Source organism: Myxococcus xanthus (assembly GCF_006402735.1).
Lineage (GTDB): Bacteria > Myxococcota > Myxococcia > Myxococcales > Myxococcaceae > Myxococcus > Myxococcus xanthus_A.
On sequence record NZ_CP017174.1, the window covers coordinates 1,685,444 to 1,703,802 of the forward strand.

13 protein-coding genes are annotated in these 18,359 nt (G+C 70.1%); 9 read left to right on the forward strand and 4 right to left on the reverse strand.

Annotation, left to right across the window (positions count from 1 at the left end):
• Positions 1–849, reverse strand: coding sequence for a PorV/PorQ family protein (locus tag BHS09_RS07165; protein ID WP_140788459.1), 849 nt, complete (start codon positions 847–849; stop codon positions 1–3).
• A gap of 60 nt (positions 850–909) precedes the next feature.
• Here BHS09_RS07165 and galU point away from each other — a divergent pair, with 60 nt between their 5' ends.
• The 6 genes from galU (at position 910) to def (ending at position 11,965) form a co-directional block, all read left to right on the forward strand.
• Positions 910–1,812, forward strand: a complete 903-nt coding sequence (gene galU, locus BHS09_RS07170; protein ID WP_140788461.1) for a UTP--glucose-1-phosphate uridylyltransferase GalU — start codon at positions 910–912, stop codon at positions 1,810–1,812.
• The gene (locus tag BHS09_RS07175; RefSeq protein ID WP_140788463.1) at positions 1,809–2,564 is read left to right on the forward strand and encodes a hypothetical protein; all 756 of its coding nucleotides are present in this window, start codon (positions 1,809–1,811) and stop codon (positions 2,562–2,564) included. The genes galU and BHS09_RS07175 overlap by 4 nt, the downstream gene beginning before the upstream one ends.
• A gap of 108 nt (positions 2,565–2,672) precedes the next feature.
• Positions 2,673–3,299, forward strand: a complete 627-nt coding sequence (locus BHS09_RS07180) for a glutathione S-transferase family protein (protein ID WP_140797509.1) — start codon at positions 2,673–2,675, stop codon at positions 3,297–3,299.
• 135 nt (positions 3,300–3,434) lie between these two features.
• The gene (priA, locus tag BHS09_RS07185) at positions 3,435–5,822 is read left to right on the forward strand and encodes a replication restart helicase PriA (RefSeq protein WP_140797510.1); all 2,388 of its coding nucleotides are present in this window, start codon (positions 3,435–3,437) and stop codon (positions 5,820–5,822) included.
• 15 nt (positions 5,823–5,837) lie between these two features.
• Positions 5,838–11,342, forward strand: coding sequence for a response regulator receiver protein (locus BHS09_RS07190; RefSeq protein WP_140797511.1), 5,505 nt, complete (start codon positions 5,838–5,840; stop codon positions 11,340–11,342).
• A gap of 89 nt (positions 11,343–11,431) precedes the next feature.
• Positions 11,432–11,965: a peptide deformylase gene (def, locus tag BHS09_RS07195; protein WP_140788471.1), complete on the forward strand. Its 534-nt coding sequence runs from the start codon at positions 11,432–11,434 to the stop codon at positions 11,963–11,965.
• Here the strand turns inward: def and nth are convergent.
• Positions 11,919–12,635 carry an endonuclease III gene (gene nth, locus BHS09_RS07200; protein ID WP_257792134.1) on the reverse strand — a complete coding sequence of 239 codons (717 nt, stop codon included), beginning with the start codon at positions 12,633–12,635 and terminating at the stop codon, positions 11,919–11,921. The two genes, def and nth, sit on opposite strands and share 47 nt — an antisense overlap.
• A gap of 68 nt (positions 12,636–12,703) precedes the next feature.
• Here nth and ltaE point away from each other — a divergent pair, with 68 nt between their 5' ends.
• Positions 12,704–13,729 carry a low-specificity L-threonine aldolase gene (gene ltaE / locus BHS09_RS07205; protein ID WP_140797513.1) on the forward strand — a complete coding sequence of 342 codons (1,026 nt, stop codon included), beginning with the start codon at positions 12,704–12,706 and terminating at the stop codon, positions 13,727–13,729.
• A gap of 101 nt (positions 13,730–13,830) precedes the next feature.
• Positions 13,831–14,793, forward strand: coding sequence for a M23 family metallopeptidase (locus BHS09_RS07210; RefSeq protein WP_140788477.1), 963 nt, complete (start codon positions 13,831–13,833; stop codon positions 14,791–14,793).
• A 66-nt stretch (positions 14,794–14,859) separates the two neighbouring features.
• Here the strand turns inward: BHS09_RS07210 and BHS09_RS07215 are convergent, their stop codons facing one another.
• Positions 14,860–15,129, reverse strand: a complete 270-nt coding sequence (locus tag BHS09_RS07215; RefSeq protein WP_002635502.1) for an HU family DNA-binding protein — start codon at positions 15,127–15,129, stop codon at positions 14,860–14,862.
• A 325-nt stretch (positions 15,130–15,454) separates the two neighbouring features.
• Here BHS09_RS07215 and BHS09_RS07220 point away from each other — a divergent pair, with 325 nt between their 5' ends.
• The gene (locus BHS09_RS07220; protein ID WP_237080220.1) at positions 15,455–17,071 is read left to right on the forward strand and encodes a right-handed parallel beta-helix repeat-containing protein; all 1,617 of its coding nucleotides are present in this window, start codon (positions 15,455–15,457) and stop codon (positions 17,069–17,071) included.
• Positions 17,072–17,111: 40 nt separating this feature from the next.
• Here BHS09_RS07220 and BHS09_RS07225 read toward each other — a convergent pair whose 3' ends face one another.
• Complete coding sequence (locus BHS09_RS07225) at positions 17,112–18,275, reverse strand: alpha/beta fold hydrolase (RefSeq protein WP_140788480.1); 1,164 nt, start codon at positions 18,273–18,275, stop codon at positions 17,112–17,114.
• Between the last annotated feature and the right edge of the window lie 84 nt (positions 18,276–18,359).

Consider the following 18,359-nt stretch of genomic DNA (forward strand, 5'->3'; position numbering starts at 1 on the left):
TCAGTTCGTGTTCAGCTTGATGGTGAGCGCCAGCATGCGCCCCTTGGGGCCGCCCAGGTCGTGGCGGTAGCCGAAGTCCAGGCCGCCTCCGCCCTCGGACATGAAGCCGAGCCCCGTGCTGATTTGCGACGTCCGCGTGAAGCCGTCGTAGGAGTAGCCCGCGCGCACCGGGAACAGCTCGCCCAGGATGTACTCCAGACCGCCGTGGTACGTGAACGTCTTGGTGTCGTTTGTCGTGAAGTCCGCGCGCACGTCGCCTGCGAGCGTCAGCAGCCCCGTCATCACCCCGACGTGCGCCGAGTAGTAGCGCGTCAGCTCCTCATTGCCAGTGTCCACGATGTTGTGCGCGGAGAAGCCCGCCATCAGTGACGGCGATAGCCGGAGTATCAGGCCCGCGTCGCCGGTGACGGAGTTGGCGAACCGCGACTGGCCGCTCATGCGCAGATAACGCACCGTGGCGCCGAGCATGAGCGCCTGACTGATGGGCAGTCCCACGCCCATCGAGCTGAGGTGGGCGCTGGCACGCGCGCCGCCGCGCCCCACGCTCACCCAGTGGTAGTCCACGCCCATCCCCAGGCGGCTCGTGGCGGCGTCGATGACGGAGACGCCCAGCAACCCTTCCTTCTGCCGCGTATCCCACGCGCCGGTGCCTTCAACCCGGTAGGACGGGTAGAGGACCATCGCCGCTGGATTGCCCATGATGGCATCCGTGCCCAGCCCCAGGGCCCGGTAGGCGCCGCCCATGCCATAGGCGCGTGCGCTCATGACATCGCGAAGGTCCTCGGCGGGCTGCGCCAGAGCGGTAGTGGACACACAAAGGGCAATCAGCACCAGGGCGCGGAGCAACATGACAAGTCCATCCTATCCGGCTTGATGGGGTCAGGGGCCATCAATAGATTCCCAGCCCTCATGGCCTCCAAAACCTCGAAGGTAGAGCCCCTCATCCGCAAGTGTGTCATCCCGGCAGCCGGCTTGGGCACGCGCTTCCTGCCGGCGACCAAGGCGGTTCCCAAGGAGATGCTGCCTATCGTCGATACTCCGACGCTCCAGTACATCGTGGAAGAGGCGGTATCCGCCGGCATCGAGGATGTCGTCCTCATCAATGGCCGCGGCAAGAGCGCCATCGAGGACCACTTCGACATCGGCTTCGAACTGGAGACGACGCTGCGTGCGCGCGGCAAGGAGTCCGAGGCCGACAAGCTGCGCGCCATCGCGGACCTCGTGCGCGTCGTCAGCATCCGTCAGAAGGAGCCCAAGGGACTGGGCCACGCGGTGCTGTGCGCCAAGAGCGTCATCGGCGACGAGCCCTTCGGCGTGTTGCTGGGCGACGACATGATTGACGCCGAGGAGCCGGGAATCCGCCAGCTCGCTCGCGTGTACCGCCAGTACAACCAGGCGGTCATCGCGCTCATGGAAGTGCCGGAGAGTGAGACGCACATGTACGGCATCGCCGCGGGCACGGACCTGGGTGATGGCGTCATGCGCATCGACCGCATCGTGGAGAAGCCGAAGAAGGGCACCGCGCCCTCCAACCTCGCCGTCATCGGCCGCTACGTGCTGCCGCCCGACATCTTCCCCATCCTGGAGAACCAGACGCCGGGTGTGGGCGGCGAAATCCAGCTCACCGACGGCCTGGCCACGCTCCAGCAGTCGAAGGGGCTGCTCGGCTACCGCTTCAAGGGTCAGCGCTATGACGCGGGCGACAAGGTGGGGTACCTGAAGGCCAACATCGCCTACGCGCTCAAGCGTCCGGACCTGCGTGCCGGGCTGCTCGAGTACATGCGTGAAGTCGTGAAGACGGAGAAGCCGTGAAGCGCACCGTTGCACTCCTCGCTGTCCTGGTCTCCTTCGCCGCGGCGGCCTACGTGCTGCCCGGCAGCTCCATCATCCGCCGCATGTCGGCGGAGCGCGCCGAGCTGAGGCTGTCCACGTTGCGCGTGGAAGGCTCCCTCAGCTTCGGAGGCCCGGCCGTCAAGGAGGCCGGCGCCGCGCTGGGGACGCCCACGGACCGCCCGGAGGTGCAGGGTGACGGCGTGCTGTCCATCCGCGTTCCCGGCCGCTGCCGCTTCGAGGCCTCCGTGCCCGACGGCAACGCCCAGTCCGCGGTGGTCCAGTCGGGTGGCCGCCGTCGCGTGCAGGGGACCGAGATTCCCTCCATGTCGGCGCTCGTCTCGCAGGTGTGCCCGCTGCTCGCCACGGGCAGCGGCAACGTGCAGGAGCTGAAGGAGGCGGTGATTCGCCACCTCCAGAACCTGGGCATCGAGACGGGGCGCACCGGACTGGCGCGCTTCGGCGGCGAGGTGGCCTACGTCATCGGCGACATGGCCGAGGGCCGCCCTCAGTTCTGGGTCTACAAGGATTCCTTCCGCCCGGCCCGGTTGCGTTACTCGGACGCGTCGGGGACGGCTTGGGATGTCCGCTTCCTGGACTACAACTCGCCCGCCACGGGGGAGTGGCTGCCCCGCACCATCGAGGTGTGGCGCGGCGGTCAGCGCAACCTGCGCTTCACCGCCTTGAAGGGGGACAACCGGGCCAACCTGCCCGACTCGCTCTTCGCCCTGTAGTCAAAGCCGGCACTTTCCTGAAGTCCTTGCGGCGCTGGCGGCGGCCATGAAGAGTCTGGCCCCGCCTGGCCGGGACTTTCCCCGGCCCGCCACGCAGAGGAATGTCCCATGAAGGTGTACGGCCTCCCGATGAGCACTGCCACGCGTTCGGTCCTCACCACCCTGGCGGAGAAGGGCCAGGAGGCGGAGCTCGTCCTCGTCGACCTCACGAAGGGGGAGCAGAAGAGCCCCGCGCACATGGAGCGCCACCCCTTCGGCGTCATCCCCGCCTTCGAGGACGATGACGGCTTCCGGCTCTACGAGTCGCGCGCCATCATCCGCTATCTGGACCGCAAGCTGCCGGGGACCTCGCTGACGCCGTCCGACGTGCATGCGTACGCGCGCATGGAGCAGTTCATCAGCGTGGAGCAGTGTTACTTCTCGCCCTCCGCGATGAAGGTCATCTGGGAGCGCCTCTTCAAGAAGTTGATGGGCGGCGGCGCGCCGGACGAGGCGCGCATCAGCGACGGCCTGCAGGGCGTCGAGCGCGTCTTCGGCATCATCGAGCCGGTGCTGGGCAAGCAGCAGTACCTGGCGGGAGACGGCTTCTCGCTCGCCGAGGTGACGTGGATGCCCTACATGGACTTCTTCGTCGCCGCGGGCGGCGCGGAGCTCGTCGGCAAGTACCCGAACGTGGCGGCCTGGTGGGAGCGCGTCCGGAGCCGTCCTTCGTGGAAGAAGGTCACCGGGGCCTGAGCCCCGAAGTGGCCTGCTGACACCCCCGGGTTTCCGTCCCACGGCGGGACCCGGCGGGGAATGTCAGACCCTTCGCGCACTGTGGACCCCGGTAGCAGGACGGATGGGGCCGGGGTGGTGGTTGAAGGGAGTGTCATGGAACAGCGACCCTTGTGGAGCGGGGCGGACGCGGCGCCCGCGAAGGCCCCCACGACGCGGGGTTCCAGGGCGGTGCGCACCTCCGGTGTGAAAAGCCGCCGGGAACTGTCCGAGCCCGCCGCCGCCGCTACAGTGCGCGCCGAAGTGAGCACTCCCGTCCTGGCCTCCATCGCCGTTGGCCGCCCCGTCCGGGGCGAGTTCACCTACACCCTGCCGGACGAGCTGGCGGGCCGCCTGGAGCCGGGGCAGCGCGTGCTGGTGCCCTTCGGCCGGGGCACGGCGCTGGGCTTCTACCTGGGGCCCGCGTCTCCGCCGACTGGCGAGAAGGTGAGGCTCAAGGCCGTCCAGCGCGTGCTGGAGGACTCGCCGTCGCTGCCCAAGGACCTCATCGCGCTGCTGCGCTTCGCGGCCGTGCACTACCGCTACCCGCTGGGTGAGGTGATTCGCGGCGCGCTGCCGCCCGGCCTGTCGAAGGCCGTGGATGAGAAGGAAGCCAGGCCGGAGGTGCAGCACTTCGCGGTGGCGCTCGTCAACGAGGTGCCGCCGGAGCTGTCGCGCGCGCCCGCCCAGTCCGCCGCGCTCGCGTACCTGCTGGCGGTGGGAGGCCGCGCGCCGCTGGAAGAGGTCGCCCACGCGATTCCGGGCGCGCGAGAGACGCTGAAGAAGCTGGCCACGCGCGGCTTCGCCCGTCTGGAGGAGAAGACGGTGGAGGCCAGCGTGAAGGAGGGTCTGATTCAGGGCCGTCCGGACCACCTCACGCCGGAGCAGGACGCGGCGGGCGTGGTGCTGCGCGCGGCCCTGGACGCGGCGGCCTTCCAACCCTTCCTCCTGCACGGCGTCACCGGCAGCGGGAAGACGGAGGTGTACCTGCGCGCGGCCGAGCATGCGCTGTCGCTGGGGAAGGGCAGCCTCATCCTGGTGCCGGAAATCGCGCTGACGCCGCAGCTGGTGGGCCGCTTCCGCAGCCGCTTCGGCGCGGAGGTGGCGGTGCTGCACTCGGCGCTGAAGGACCGGGAGCGGCTCTTCCACTGGCAGGCGCTGCGCCGGGGCGACGTGAAGATCGCCGTGGGCGTGCGCTCGGCGGTGTTCGCGCCGGTGGACAACCTGGGGCTCATCGTCGTGGACGAGGAGCACGACCCGTCCTTCAAGCAGGAGGAGAAGCTGCGCTACCAGGCGCGCGACCTGGCCGTCGTGCGCGGCAAGCAGGCCGGCGCGGTGGTGGTGCTGGGCTCGGCCACGCCCGCGCTGGAGACGCTGGAGAACGTGAAGCGCGGGCGCTACCAGCTGCTGGAGCTGAAGCGCCGCGTGGATGACCGGCCCATGCCCACCATCGAGCTGGTGGACCTGCGCGTGGAGCGTCCGCGCGAGGGCGTGGTGACGGAAGAGGCGCCCATCCTCAGCCCGCCGCTGTTGGAGGCGATGGCGGAGACGATTGGCCGCGGCCAGCAGGTCATCCTCTTCCTCAACCGCCGGGGCCACAGCACCGTCCTCCTGTGCGAGGTGTGCGGCCTGTCGCTCAAGTGCAGCGAGTGTGACGTGTGCCTCACGCACCACCGCTCGCAGAACCGGGTGGTGTGCCACTACTGCGGCTTGGCCATGCCGGTGCCGGAGCAGTGCCTGGAGTGCACGGGCCCCCTGCTCAAGCTGGGCATCGGCACCGAGCGCGTGGAAGCGGAGGTGCTGGAGCGCATCCCCACCGCGCGTGTCGCCCGGTTGGACCGGGACTCGGCCAGCAGCGCCGAGCGGCTGACGGAGATGCTGGCCTCGTTCGCGCGCCGGGAGCTGGACGTCCTGGTAGGCACGCAGATGGTGGCCAAGGGGCACGACTTCCCGGGCGTGACGTTGGTGTGTGTCGTCATGGCGGACACGTCGCTGTCCATTCCGGACTTCCGTGCCGCCGAGCGCACCTTCCATTTGCTCACCCAGGTGTCCGGCCGCGCGGGCCGGGGCAAGGACCCGGGGCGGGTGCTGGTGCAGACCTACAATCCGGACGCGGAGCCGGTGCGGCGCGTGCTGGCCCATGACTTCGACGGCTTCGCCAATCAAGAACTGGAGTGGCGCAAGGCGCTGGCCTACCCTCCCTATTCGCGCATGGCCGCCGTCCGCCTGGAGGGGGAGCATCCCGAACAGACGGCCAGTGTGGCGCGCTCCCTGGGGAACATCGTCTCCCGGCACATGCCCCCTGCGTCCGCCGGGGTCCGCATGCTGGGGCCAGCCTTGGCGCCCATCTCCCGCATCCGTGGCAAGACGCGCTGGCAACTCCTCTTGAAGGGGCCAACGCATACGGCGCTCGCCCCGCTGCTCGCCCGGGTGGAAGCGGCCCTGGTCGATGTTCCTTCCGCGGTGAAGGTCGTGATCGACGTGGATCCGGGGGCCATGCTGTAGACTCGGTGCCCCCCCATGGGCGCACCGGTCCTTCTCGTCCACGACGACATCGCCAATATCGCCGCCGTGCGGCGCCTGCTCACGCGTGAAGGGTACGAGGTCATCCTCGCCACCTCCGCCGCGGATGCCCTCATTGCGTACGGGCACCACCTGCCCGTGCTGCTCGTGCTCGCGCCCGGCGTGGAGAGTGGCCGGGGCCACCTCGTGCTGGAGGAGTTGCTCCAGCACCCGGATGGCAAGTCGGCCCGGGTGTTGCTCCTGGGCGAGTCCATCCCCGGCTTCAGCGCCCCCGTGGCCCAGCTGCCCCTGGAAGGGGCGGCCTTCGTCGAACTGGTGGATTCGCTGGTCAAGGCCCCCGCGGATGCGGACGCCTGGCACGTGGTGGAGAACCGGGAGCTGCCTCCGTCTGGTGGTGGTGTCTCGGCGGCCACGGGTGTGGAGTCGGAGTCCTGGCACGCAACCCCGCCGCCCTCGGTGGCGGGCGACCCCGCGCTGGCGAATGCGCTCTTCGGGGACCTGGCGCCGCTGCACCAGACGGACTGGGAGCTGGCGGCCATGACGGACGCGGAGCGCTCCGCCCACGAGGCGGCGCAGCAACGCGAGCGTCAGAGCACGCGCGACTTGGACACCGCCATGGAGCGGGCGCACCTGGAGGTGGAAGCCCAGGCGATGGCCTCCATCGACTCGGCACTTGCTCCGGACGCGGCGGATGGGTGGGGCGAGCCTTCGCAGGGGCAGGACTGGGGCTCGGCGGTGGACGCTGAGACGGCCGCCGAGGTGCCCGGAGACGACGCGCAGGGAGCGTCCGTGGGGCTTGAGGGAGAGGACGCCGCGCCGGCTGAGGATGCGCCGCCGGTGGGACAGCTGGCATGGACGGAGGAGGCTGTTTCTCAGCCTTCGATGCGCACGGCGGCCCTGGCGCCTCGGTTGGGCGATGAGGGGTTCTTCGACGTCGACACGCCGGAGGGCCCGACGGGAGACGCCCTCTCCGCGGCGGAGGCGGAGCTGGCCGCCATGCGTGGGGGGCCTTCTTTCGACTCCGTGAGCGCGGAGGGCTCGCCCTGGACGGAGCTGCCTCCGGACCCCGAGATGGCGCACGCTGGGCGTGTGGGCCCGAGGGGGGATGGGGCGGGCGATGTACCCGGTGAGGCGCCGTCCACGGAGCCCGAGCCCGAGCAGGCGGTGGACGCCGAGCCGCAATCGCCGTCATCGGAGACGGAAGACACGTGGGGCACGGAGGCGGCGCTCGGTGAGCCCGCGGGCACGCCGGAGCCGGAACAGGCCGCTGAGGAGCCGGACGCGGCGGCGGTCTCCGCGTCCAACTGGGAGTTGCTGGAGGCGGAGCTGCAATCCGCGTCAGCCCAGTCCCAGGATGACGAGGCGCCGCAGGCGTCGGGCGTGGGGGATGACTGGTTCGACGGGGAGTCCACCGAGACGCCGAAGGAGGAGCCTCGCAGCATCGGGGAGGATTGGTTCGACTCGGATGCGGAGGCGTCGAGCCCCGCGCCAGAGGCGCCGCCCGTCGCCGAGACGCCCGCCCCGGGCGCCGGTGGTTTCGCGGTCCCCGCGCTGATGGCGCAGTGGCAGGCTCAGCAGGAGGAGGCGGAGCGCCAGCTCGAGGAAGCTCACGCGCGTGTGAGCGCCGTCACCGAGGCGCTGGAGCGGGAAGCCGCGCTGCGCCGCGAACTCGCGCAGCAGGTCCAGGGGCTCCAGGAGCGGCTCGCGGCGGAAGAAGAGGAGCACTCGCGGGAGTCCTTGCTGCGGGCGGAAGCCGAGGCGGAGCTGGAAGGGCTCCGTCAGCGGGAGTCGCCTTCGTCCATGGACGCCGCCACAAGGGCGGCCCTGGCGCGCGACGCGCAGGAGACTGGCGACCTGTCGGCGCTGCGCGAGGAGCTGGAAGCGCAAGTCCGGCTCCGTGAGGAAGCGGAGACGCTCACCGCCGAGGTCGAGGCCCAGGTCCGCCAGTTCGAGGATGCCTGCGCGGAGGCGGAGCTGCGGGCCATCGACGCGGAGGCCCGCGCGGAGGCCGAGACGCAGGCCCGTGAGGCAGCGGAGCTTCGCGCAGCGGCGAGCACGCAGGCGTTGCAGGCGCTCGAAGCGCGCCTGGAGTCAGAGGCCGCGGGGCGTGTCGTTTCGGAGGCCCGCGCCGAGTCGGAGTCCAAGGCCCGTCAGGCCGCGGAGAGCCGGGTCGAGTCCGCCGAGGACCTGACCTCGGTGTCGGAAGCGCGTATCGACGCGGAAGCCCGTGCCCGCGAGGCCGCGGAGGCCCGTGCTGATGTGGAAGCACAGGCCCGGCTCGAAGCGGATACGCGTGCGCGGAGCCTGTCGCGAGCCCTTGAGGAAGCAGAGACGCGTGCGGAGCTGGCGGCGCGTGCACAGGCGGAGGCCGAGGCGCGCGCGGAGCTGGCTGCGCGTGCGTTGGCGGAAGCGGAAGCCCAATCGGAACTGGTTGCTCGGGCCCTGGCGGACGCCGAGGCGCGTGTGCAGGCGGAAGTCGGTGCGGACGCCCGTGTGGAGTCCGTGGCCACTGCGCTAGCCGAAGCGGAGGCCCGAGCGGAGATTGAATCCACGGCCCGCGTGGATGCCGAAGCACGGCTTGCGTCCGCGGAGGCAGCGCGTGCCGAAGCCTCGGCGCGGTCGGAGATTGAGGCCACGGCGCGCGCCGAGGCCGACGCCCGGGTTGAATCGGTCGCGACGGCCCTGGCTGAGGCGGATGCGCGGGCAGAGATTGAGTCCGCGGCCCGTGTGGATGCTGAGGCGCGTCTGGAGTCCATTGCCACGGCGCGTGCGGAGGCAGAGGCGCGAGCCGAGATTGAGGCAACGGCGCGAGTGGAAGCTGAGGCGCGTGCTGAAGCCGAGGCGCTGGCTCGCCAGGCGGCGGATGCCCGAGCCGACGCCGAGGCACGCGCACGTGAGGAAGTGGAAGCCCGCGTCACCTCCGAGTCTGATGCGCGCACCGGACAGGAAGCGGAGGCCCGTGCGAACGAGGAGGCTCGCGCGAAGAAGGCGGAAGCCCGGGCTCAGCAAGAAGCGGAGCGACGTGCAAACGCGGAGGCCCAGGCTAACAGCGAGGCTGCGGCCCGGACGGAGGCCGAAGCCCGTGCGGAGCAAGAAGCCGCTGCACGACTTGAGGCCGAAGCCCGCGCTGAGCGAGCGACAGCTGCGCTGAAAGACGCCGAGGCCCGAGCCGAGACTGCGGCAGCCGCACTGAAGGACGCCGAGGCCCGAGCCGAGAGCGCATCGGCCGCGTTGCATGAAGCGGAGGCCCGAACCGAGAGTGCTGTCGCTGCGCAGCAAGCGGCCGAAGCCCGAGTTGAGAGCACAGTAGCCGCATTGCAAGCCGCGGAGGCCCGCGCCGAGGCAGCGGCGGTCGCAAGACAAGCCGCGGAGGCCCAAACCGAAATTGAGGCCGTCGCGCGACGCGAAGCCGAAGCCCGCGCGGAAATCGAGGCCGAGGCCCGAGCCGCAGCCGAGACCCGAGCAGAAGCCGAGGTGGCCGCACGGTCCGAAATCGAGGCCCGCGCCGAGCGCGAGGCGAAGCTGCGTGCGGCAATCGAGGTCCGTGCGGAAAGCGAGGCGTCCTCGCGAACCGATGCGGACACGCGTGCTTCCCGTGAGGCCGAGGCTCGAGCAGAAGCCGAGGCACGTGCCGAGCACGAAGCCACGTTGCGCGCCGAAGCCGAGGTGCTAGCGAAGGCGGAGACCCAGGCACGCGCGGAGGCTGAAGCCCAGGCCACCGCGGAGGCGGAGCGGCGCGCGGAAGCCGAAGCCCGTGCCGAACGTGAAGCGCAGGCCCGTGCCGAAGCCGAAGCCCGCGCCGAACGCGAAGCGCAGGCCCGTGCCGAAGCGGAAGCTCGCGCCGAGCAGGAGGCCCAGCAGCGCGCCGAAGCGGAAGCACAGGCCAGGCGAGAAGGAGAGTCCCTCGCCGCCGAGAAGGCACGCGCCCGAACGGAAGAAGAACACCGCGTCACCCAGGCCGAAGCCGAGTCCCAGGCCCGTGCCGAAGCGGAAGCCCGCGCCGATGCCGAGGCGAAGCGCCGTGCCGAGGCCGAAGCCCGCGTCCAGCAGTCCGCCCAGGCCGAAGCCGAAGCGACCGCCCGTGCGAAGGCCGAAGGCCGCCACCGAACGGCCCTCGAAGTCCGCCTGGACGCGGAGGCAAAGCAGCGCACGACGCTGGAATCCAGGCTCGAAGAAGAGTCCCGTGCCCGCAACCAATCCGAGTCCCGGCTCCTCGCGGAGAACGCCAGAATCTCCGAGGAACTCGCCGCGCTCCGCCTCGAGCACCAGCAGTCCCGAGAGAACCTGGCGAAGGAGCGCGAAGCACGCGAGTCCCTCGAGCAAGCCTTGGAGACACTGCGCACCGAGTCCGCCGAACAGCGGGCCCGCTCCGAGCGCGAGCGCCTGGAACTGGAGGAGCGCGCGCTCCGAGACGCGGAGGAGGCCGCCGCACAGGCCCGAGCATCCATGCTTCCCCTGGAAGCACCTCCCGGCAGACCCGAGCTGGCCGTGGCCCGCAGTGGCAGCGTCACCCAGGATGGCCTGACGAAGCTGGTGCTCCGGCTCTGCGAGGCCCGCATGGAGATGCGGCTGGAGCTGAAGGTGATGAACGCCCTGCGCGTCCTCTGGCTGCGGGATGGAGCGCTCGTGGGAGCCGTCTCCTCCGCGCAGGGGGAGTCGTTGGTCGACCGGGCCCGCGCGGACGGACTCATCGACGCGCGACAGGAAGGGGAGCTGCGGCTGGTGCGCAGCGCCACCACGGCCGCGCTGCTGGACGCGCTGCGGGGCCGGGGCTACCTGCGGGAATCCGAAGCCGTGCCCCTGGTCCAGCGCTACACCGAGCAGGTCTTCCTGGACGCGCTGGCGGAGCCCTCGACGCTCTACCGCCTGGTGCCGGAGCCAGCGCCGCACGAGGTGGCGCTCGCCGCCGCCACGCGTCCGCCGCTGCACCTGTTGGCCGAGGCACTGCGCAACACCCTCACCTCCGAATCCCTGCTGGAGGCCGCCGGAAGCCTGCGCGCGCGCGTCACTCGCGGCGACATCCACCTGGCCCCGGATGACTTCGGCCTGCCTTCGCGGGACCTCCAGCTCCTGTCCCAGGTGGATGGAGAGCACACGCTGGAGGCGCTGCTCCTGGGGGCGGGGCTGCCGCAGGACTCGGCCTTGAAGTCGCTCGCGGTGGCGCGGACGCTGGGGCTCGTCTCGCTGGCGCCCGCCACGGACGAAGACGCCGGGGACCTGCCGCCGGAGCTGGACGTCCGGCGCCTGGAATCCAAGTTCGAGGAGATCCAGGACGCGGACTACTTCACGGTGCTGGGGCTGGCCCGCTCGGCGGGGGGCGAGGAGGTCAAACGCGCCTACGAGCTGCTGGCCGCCGAGTTCCACCCGCTGCGCTTCGCGGGGCACCCCGACCCGGCGCTCCAGCACCGCGCGCAGCAGATTCGCACCGTGCTCGCCGAGGCCGCTCAGGCCCTGGGAGACGACCGGCTGCGCGCGGAGTACGCCCGAAGCCTGCTCGACTGACGCCCGTCGGACGGACGGCCTCCCGGGAGTGCAGGGAGGCCCACCCGGAGCGGTTGCCCGTCCGCTCCGGGGAGATTAAGACGGCGTCCATGGTCCGCGAGATCCTCATCTGGCCCGACCCTGTCCTGAAGCAGAAGGCCAAGCCGGTGGCGAAGGTGGATGACTCCACCCGCACGCTGGTGAAGGACATGTTCGAAACGATGTACTCCGCTGAAGGCGTGGGCCTGGCCGCCCCGCAAATCGGCGTGCTCCAGCGCGTCATCGTGCTGGACACCACGCACAGCCAGCCGGAGCTGAAGCCCATTGCGATGATCAATCCGGAGATCATCGCCATGGAAGGCGACACGACCTACAACGAAGGCTGCCTGTCCATCCCCGGCGAGGCCGCGGATGTCGACCGGGCCGCCGTGGTCACCGTGAAGTTCCTGGACCCGGACGGCCAGGAGCAGACGCTGCGCTGTGACGGGCTGCTGTCCATCGCGGTGCAGCACGAGACGGACCACCTCGACGGCACCGTCTTCGTGGACCACATCTCGTCCCTGAAGCGCGAGTTCATCCGCAAGCGGATGAAGCGCCTCAAGACTTCGCGCGAGCGCGAGGCGAGCGCGCCGGCGTCTCCGTAGCGCCCGCGTCCTTCTGGACCTTCACGCCCTTCTTCGGGCACAGGTCCGCGACGACGCAGCGCTCACACGCGGGCGAGCGGGCAAAGCAGGTCCGCCGCCCGTGCCACACCAGGAGCTGGTGGCCCAGGGTCCACCGCTCCGACGGCAGCACGACCTGCATGTCGGCTTCCACCTTGTCCGGGTCCGCCTTCGTGGTGAACCCGAGCCGGAAGGCGAGCCGCTTCACGTGCGTATCCACGGGGAAGGCCGCGTCGCCTCCCAGGTGGATGCACACCACGCCCGCTGTCTTGCGGCCCACGCCTGGCAGCTTCTCCAGCGCGTCCCGCTGCAAGGGAATCTGCCCGGCGTGCTCCTGCACCAGCGACCGGGCGGCCGCGACGATGTTCTTCGCCTTGGCGCGGTACAGGCCGCAGGTGCGGATGAAGGGCTCCACGTCCGACGGTTCTGCTTCCGCATAGGCCTGGGCGTCGGAGAAGCGCTGGAAGAGGGCAGGCGTCACCATGTTGACGCGCTTGTCCGTGCACTGCGCGGAGAGGATGACGGCCACCAGCAATTCCAGGGGCGTCCGGTAGTCCAGCTCGATGCGGGCATCCGGCATGTCCGCGGCCAGGCGGTCCATCACCAGCAACGCGCGCTTTCGCTTCTCCGCGACCGTCTCACGTCCAGGCACGGCGCCGTTGTATGTCACACCGGCTGCGAGCCCAAGCACCGGTTGGACGCACCCATTCGGGGAGATTCATGAAGCGCATCGACTTCCGTTCCGACACCGTCACCCAGCCCACGGCCGCCATGCGGCGCGCCATCGCCGAAGCGGAAGTGGGGGATGACGTCTATGGCGAAGACCCCACCGTGCTCCGTCTGGAGGCACTGGTGGCCGAGCGGCTCGGCTTGGAGGCCGCCGTCTTCGTGCCCTCGGGTACGCAGGCCAACCAGCTGGCCATCGGCGCGCATTGCCGGGCGGGCGACGAGGTGCTCACCGAAGCAGGCAGCCACATCCTCCACTACGAAGGAGGCGCGGTGCCCGCCTTGTGGGGCGTGCAGCCGCAGCCGCTGCCAGGACAGCGCGGTCTGCTGTCGCCGGAGGACGTGAGCGCGGCCGTGCGCGAGGACAACATCCACAACCCGCGCACGCGCCTGCTGTCGCTGGAGAACACGCACAACCGGGGGGGTGGTTCGGTATGGCCGGTGGAGCGCTTCCGAGCCGTCGTGGAAGCGGCGCGCAAGGCGGGGCTGGCCGTCCACCTGGATGGCGCCAGGCTCTTCAACGCCGGTGTCGCCCTGGGCGTGCCGGTGTCCGCCTGGGCCGCGCTGACGGACACGACGTCCGTGTGTTTCTCGAAGGGCCTGGGCGCTCCGGTGGGCTCGGCCCTGGCGGGGCGCGCGGACGTCATTCGCGAGGCGCGCCGGCTGCGCAAGCGGCTGGGCGGTGGCATGCGGCAGGCAGGCATCCTGGCGGCGGCCGCGCTGCATGCACTGGAGCACCATGTGGAGCGGCTGGCGGACGACCATGCGAACGCCCGCAGGCTGGCCGCAGGGCTGGCGGAGCTGCCTGGCGTGAAGGTGGACACTTCGCGGGTGGAGACCAACATGGTCTTCGCGGAGTTCTCCCGGTCCGCTCTGGAGATGGTGGCGCAACTGGAGCAGCACGGGGTCTTGACGAACCCCGCGGGCGCTCCGCGGACGCTGCGCCTCGTCACCCACCTGGATGTGTCCGCTGCCGACATCGACGAAGCCCTGCAGCGCATCCGCCGCGCCGTGGGCTGAGCACGGCCTTGGGGTGAAACGCGCGCCCGTGGACATCCCTGGGCGCGCACACGGGGTGGGGAAGGAGCGCTCCGGGCGGGCCATGGTAGGCTCGCGCCGCCGTGCGCCGCCTCAGCCTCCTCGCCTTCGCTACAGCTTGTGCCTGCGCTACCCGTGGCGCGGAGCCGAAGATGAGTTTCGAGGAACTCTACGCCACCTCGGCTTCACGGTCGCGCGCGCCAGATGCAGCGCCAGCGCCCCTCCGAGTGCGACCGCCCGCGCCTGAGACTGCTCCGGAGCTGCATGCCGTGCTCGCCGCCTTCGCGTCGCGAGCACAGGGCCTTCGTCAGCAGGTGGCGCGAGGCGGGACGATGCCCGCCGCCCAGGTGGAGAACTGGGAGCAGGTGACCTTCGCATTGGACGGCTTCCTGTCGCGTCCCTCGGCGCCGCGCGTCGGCTCGGGTGATTTGCTGCAGGCCCAGAGCGTCCTGGAAGCCGAGCTGGAGCGGGACGGCTTCACCTATGGCGACATGCCGGCCCCGCTGGCCGAGGCGGTGGTGTTGCGCGTGGGCCGACTGGCGCTGCGCACCGCCGAGCTGCGCCGCCTGGAGCAGCCGCCCGAGCCGGCCGAGGATGCGCTTCCGCGCTTCTCCTGGCCGGTGGCGCCGGTGTCCGTCACCAGCCTCTTCGGCTACCGCTGGCACCCCGTGACAGGCGTGCACCGGCGCCACCTGGGCGTCGACCTGGCCGCGACGCAAGGCCAGCCCATCTACACGGCGGACAAGGGCGTGGTGCTGCGTGCGGGCCACAATGGCGACCATGGCCTCCAGGTGGAGGTCCAGCATGAGGGTCGCTGGGTGACGCGCTACAGCCACTTGTCCCGCGTGCTGGTGGACCCTGGCGAGGTGCTGGAGCGAGGCAACGCCGTGGGGCTGGCCGGGGAGACAGGGCTGGCCACCGGCGTCCACCTCCACTTCGAGCTGTGGCGTGACGGCCAGCCCATGGACCCGCTGGAGGCGCTGGGTGACGCGGAGCCGCCTCCGGAGCCCGTGCCGTCGGTAGCCCGTGGGCCCGTAAGCCGCTAGCCCGCAATGCAACAGGGGCGCCCCCTTTCGGGTGAGCGCCCCTGCGCGAAATCCCTCAGCGGTGGCCTAGAGGGAGTTCTTCAACTCCTTGGCGGGCCGGAAGCCGATCGTCTTCGACGCCTTGAGCTTCATCATCTCGTTGGTCTGGGGGTTGCGAATCTTGCGAGCCTTGCGCGACCGAACCGACCAGGTTCCAAAGCCGGGGTAGCTGAAGCGGGCGTCCTTCTTCACCGCCTTACCGATATTGGTGAAGACGATGTCGAGGATCTGCGCCGCCGACTTCTTGGTGAGACGTGTCTGCGCCGCCACCACCTCGACGAGTTCTGCCTTGGTCATTACGCCCCTCCGTCCGTTGTCTGGCCTTGAAGTGCTTTAACCCGGCCGGTGGTAACAAATCGCTCTTTTCCCTGTCAATGCCGGCCGCGGTTTGGAGCCGGAAAATCGGCCTCCAGACGAAAAGTTGGCCCTCTGAAACACCGGGCGTAGGAAGAGCGTGGAGAGTCGATTCCGATACATCAGCGCGACCCACTCGCGGTGAATTGGAAAAAAGCTGTGTGTGATCGTGTTTTGAAGAAAGTCTTTGGAATATTGATCACTTGCGAAGGGGGTCTGATCGCGTTCGCGTGAGCCCCGGCGGGAAGGCGCTAGGATGCTTGCTTGCGTGCGTTTTCGAACCTTCCTGCCCTTGATCCTGCTGCTCGCCAGCGCCTGTCGGATCCCTTCGCATCGCGAGGCGCAACCAACCGCGTCGTCCACGGCCCCCGGCACCCTCTGGGTGGACGCGGCTGGCGCGGAGCCTGGCGACGGCTCGCGTGAGCGCCCGCTGCGCCAGCTCGGCGAGGCACTGGCGCGGCCCGGAGCCCTGACCGTGCGGGTAGCCCCTGGGCGCTACACAGGGCCGTTCCTGATCCCACCCGGAGTTCGGGTGGAGGGGCAGGGGCCGGGGGTGGTGCTGCAAGCGGAGGGCGCTGCCCGCACGGTCATTCAGGTGAGTGAGGGTGCGGATCTGTCGGATTTTGTCGTCCGAGGTGGGCTCTGGGGGTTGGAGCTCACGGACGGCGGCCATGTCCGGCTGGCGCGAGTGGGCTTCAGCGGGCAGGTGACGGGAGCGGTGCGAGTGGAGGCCGGGCGGCTGGACGTGGAGGACAGCCGGTTCGAGGCGGCGCCAGCAGCCACGGTGGGGGTGCTGCTCGAAAGCGGACGGGCCGCGTCTCCGGATAGCGGCGAGCAATCGTCCCCACACGACGCCTCGTCCAAGCCCGAGGTGCTGTCGAACACGGACGGATCCATGCAGGCGCCTCACGACAGCGAGGCCGCCACGGGCGCTGGAGGGCAGCAGGAAGGCCCGAAACATGCCGGAGCCATCGTGGAGGCCCACATCCGAGCGAGCACCTTCACCGGCCCCTATCGTCGAGCCGTGCGGCTGCGCGGCGCGGACGTGCGGGCCACGTTGGAGGACCTCCAGTTCACTGGTGCCGCGACAGCGGTCGGCGTGGACGGTGCGTACGCTGAGGTGCGGCGCTCCACCGCGGAAGGTGGGCAGGCGGCGGCTTTCTCGGTGATGGACGGCACCCTCATCCTGGATGACGTCTCCGTGACGGGGCACGAGTACGGCGTGTCCTCCATGCAAGCACGCAGGCTCGACGTGCACCGCTTCACGTCGGTGCGGGCCATTCGGGCCGGAATGGGACTGCTGATGTCACGCGTCCGGCTCCGGGACATCGTGGTGCGGGACAGCGGCGCCTATGGCGGGCTTCAGTTCTCGGGAGGGGACCTGGACGTCCAGGGCGTTCGGGTGGACGGCGCCGCCGAGTACGGGGTGATGGCGCTGCGTGGGAAGCTGCGGCTCCGTGACGTGGACATCCGCCGGGTGCACACAGCGGACGGTGTCACCGGGGATGGCCTGCACCTTCGCCAGGTCGAAGCGGACGTGGAGGGCGTCGTGGTGCGCGATGCGCAGGGCGCGTGTGTCCTCGCGGCGCAGAATGCCCGCGTGTCACTGCGGGGCGCGAAGCTGGAGACCTGCGGGTACGTGGGCCTGCTGACGGACACCCTGGCGCGCATGAACGCCGCCAACGTGGACATTCAAGGGGCGGCGACGGCGCTGGGCGCTCTGGGAAACGGTGAGCTGCGTGTGGAATCCCTCTCCGCGAGTGGCCTGGAGACGGGGTTCGTCCATGCGGAGTGCGAGGGTGCCACTCAGGTGCACCTGAAGGCGTTCCGCTCCGAGGACACGCGGGGCCTGTCGGCGCGCTGTGTCCACGCCAGTCCGAAGTGAACCGGCACGACAGCAACGGTTGCTCCATCCCGCTGGATGCTCAGGGGACGGAGCGCTCCGGCTCGCGAGGCTCCTCTTCCACTGGGTCGGGAGCGGGGTCGGTGATGGCGGCGGGCAGGGCGGAGGCATGTCGCTCCAGCCACTCGCGGATGACGGGGTAGACTTCGGTCGGCGCGCCGGTGCCGAAGATGAGGTCCCCGTGCCCGTAGTTCATCTTGTCGCCGTGGTCCGTGCCGAAGATGTGGAGCGTGCGGTCGGGCGCGGTGGCGAGCGCGAACTGCGACTCCACGTTGGTCGGCGTGGCCAGTCGGTCCGAACTGCCGCCCATGACGAGCAGCGGAAGCTGGAGCTGTGCGATACCGGCGCGCCAGTCCTTCGTGCGGTCGAAGGAGCGGAACATGTCGTGCTCAATCCAGTCCTGGAACTGAAGCAGCACCTTGCGGCTCATCGACGACATCATGTTCGCGTAGACCTGCCGCTGGATGCGCGGAGGGATGTGCTCGGGGTTCACCAGCAGGTCCGACAGGGGCAGGGTGACGTAGCCCAGGAAGGGCGCGAGGCTGGCGCTCATCCACTCCTGCCGGAAGCGTGCGGGCCAGGCGGCACGGACGCCCATGGAGATGAGCGTGCGCAGGAAGGGCTCCGACTTGAAGTGCACGGGAGCGCCCAGCGCGAGCAACCCCGCAAGCTTCTCCCCGTGCGGGCCTTGCGCGACGCCGTAGCCCACCAGCCCGCCCAGGGAATGGCCGAGCCAGAAGGCGCGTTTCGCACCCGTCTCCTTCAACGCCAGCTCCAACAGCGCGGGTCCATCCTGGAGGATGTGGTCGTCGATGGTGAAGTCCGTGTACCTCCGGCCTCGAGGCGGCCGGCGTGAGTGCCCGGTGCCGCGCCACTCGACGCTGAAGCAGTCGAAACCCGCTTCGGTCAGGTAGTGCGCGACGGAGTAGGGGGGCTCGAAGTCGAAGGTGAACCGGTTCGCCGCGAGCCCGTGGCACAGCAGCACGGGTTCCTCGAACCGGCGCACGGCCGCGCGTCGCGCGTGAATCACCAGCTCCCATCCGTCCTCGCAGCGGGCGCGGAGGACCTGGGGCAACTCCGCCCTGGGTCGGTACCATCGTCGCACGGCCACGACCCAAAGGACGTTCCACAGAACGAGTGCGACCCCAGCGACCAGTACCCACACCACCCACTGCGAAGAGTCCATGCATCCTCCTTTTCAAAAATAAAACCCTGCTAAGGTCGGTTCACCCGCCGTCCTGCCGCCGGGAAGTCACGGCCATCAGAGGAA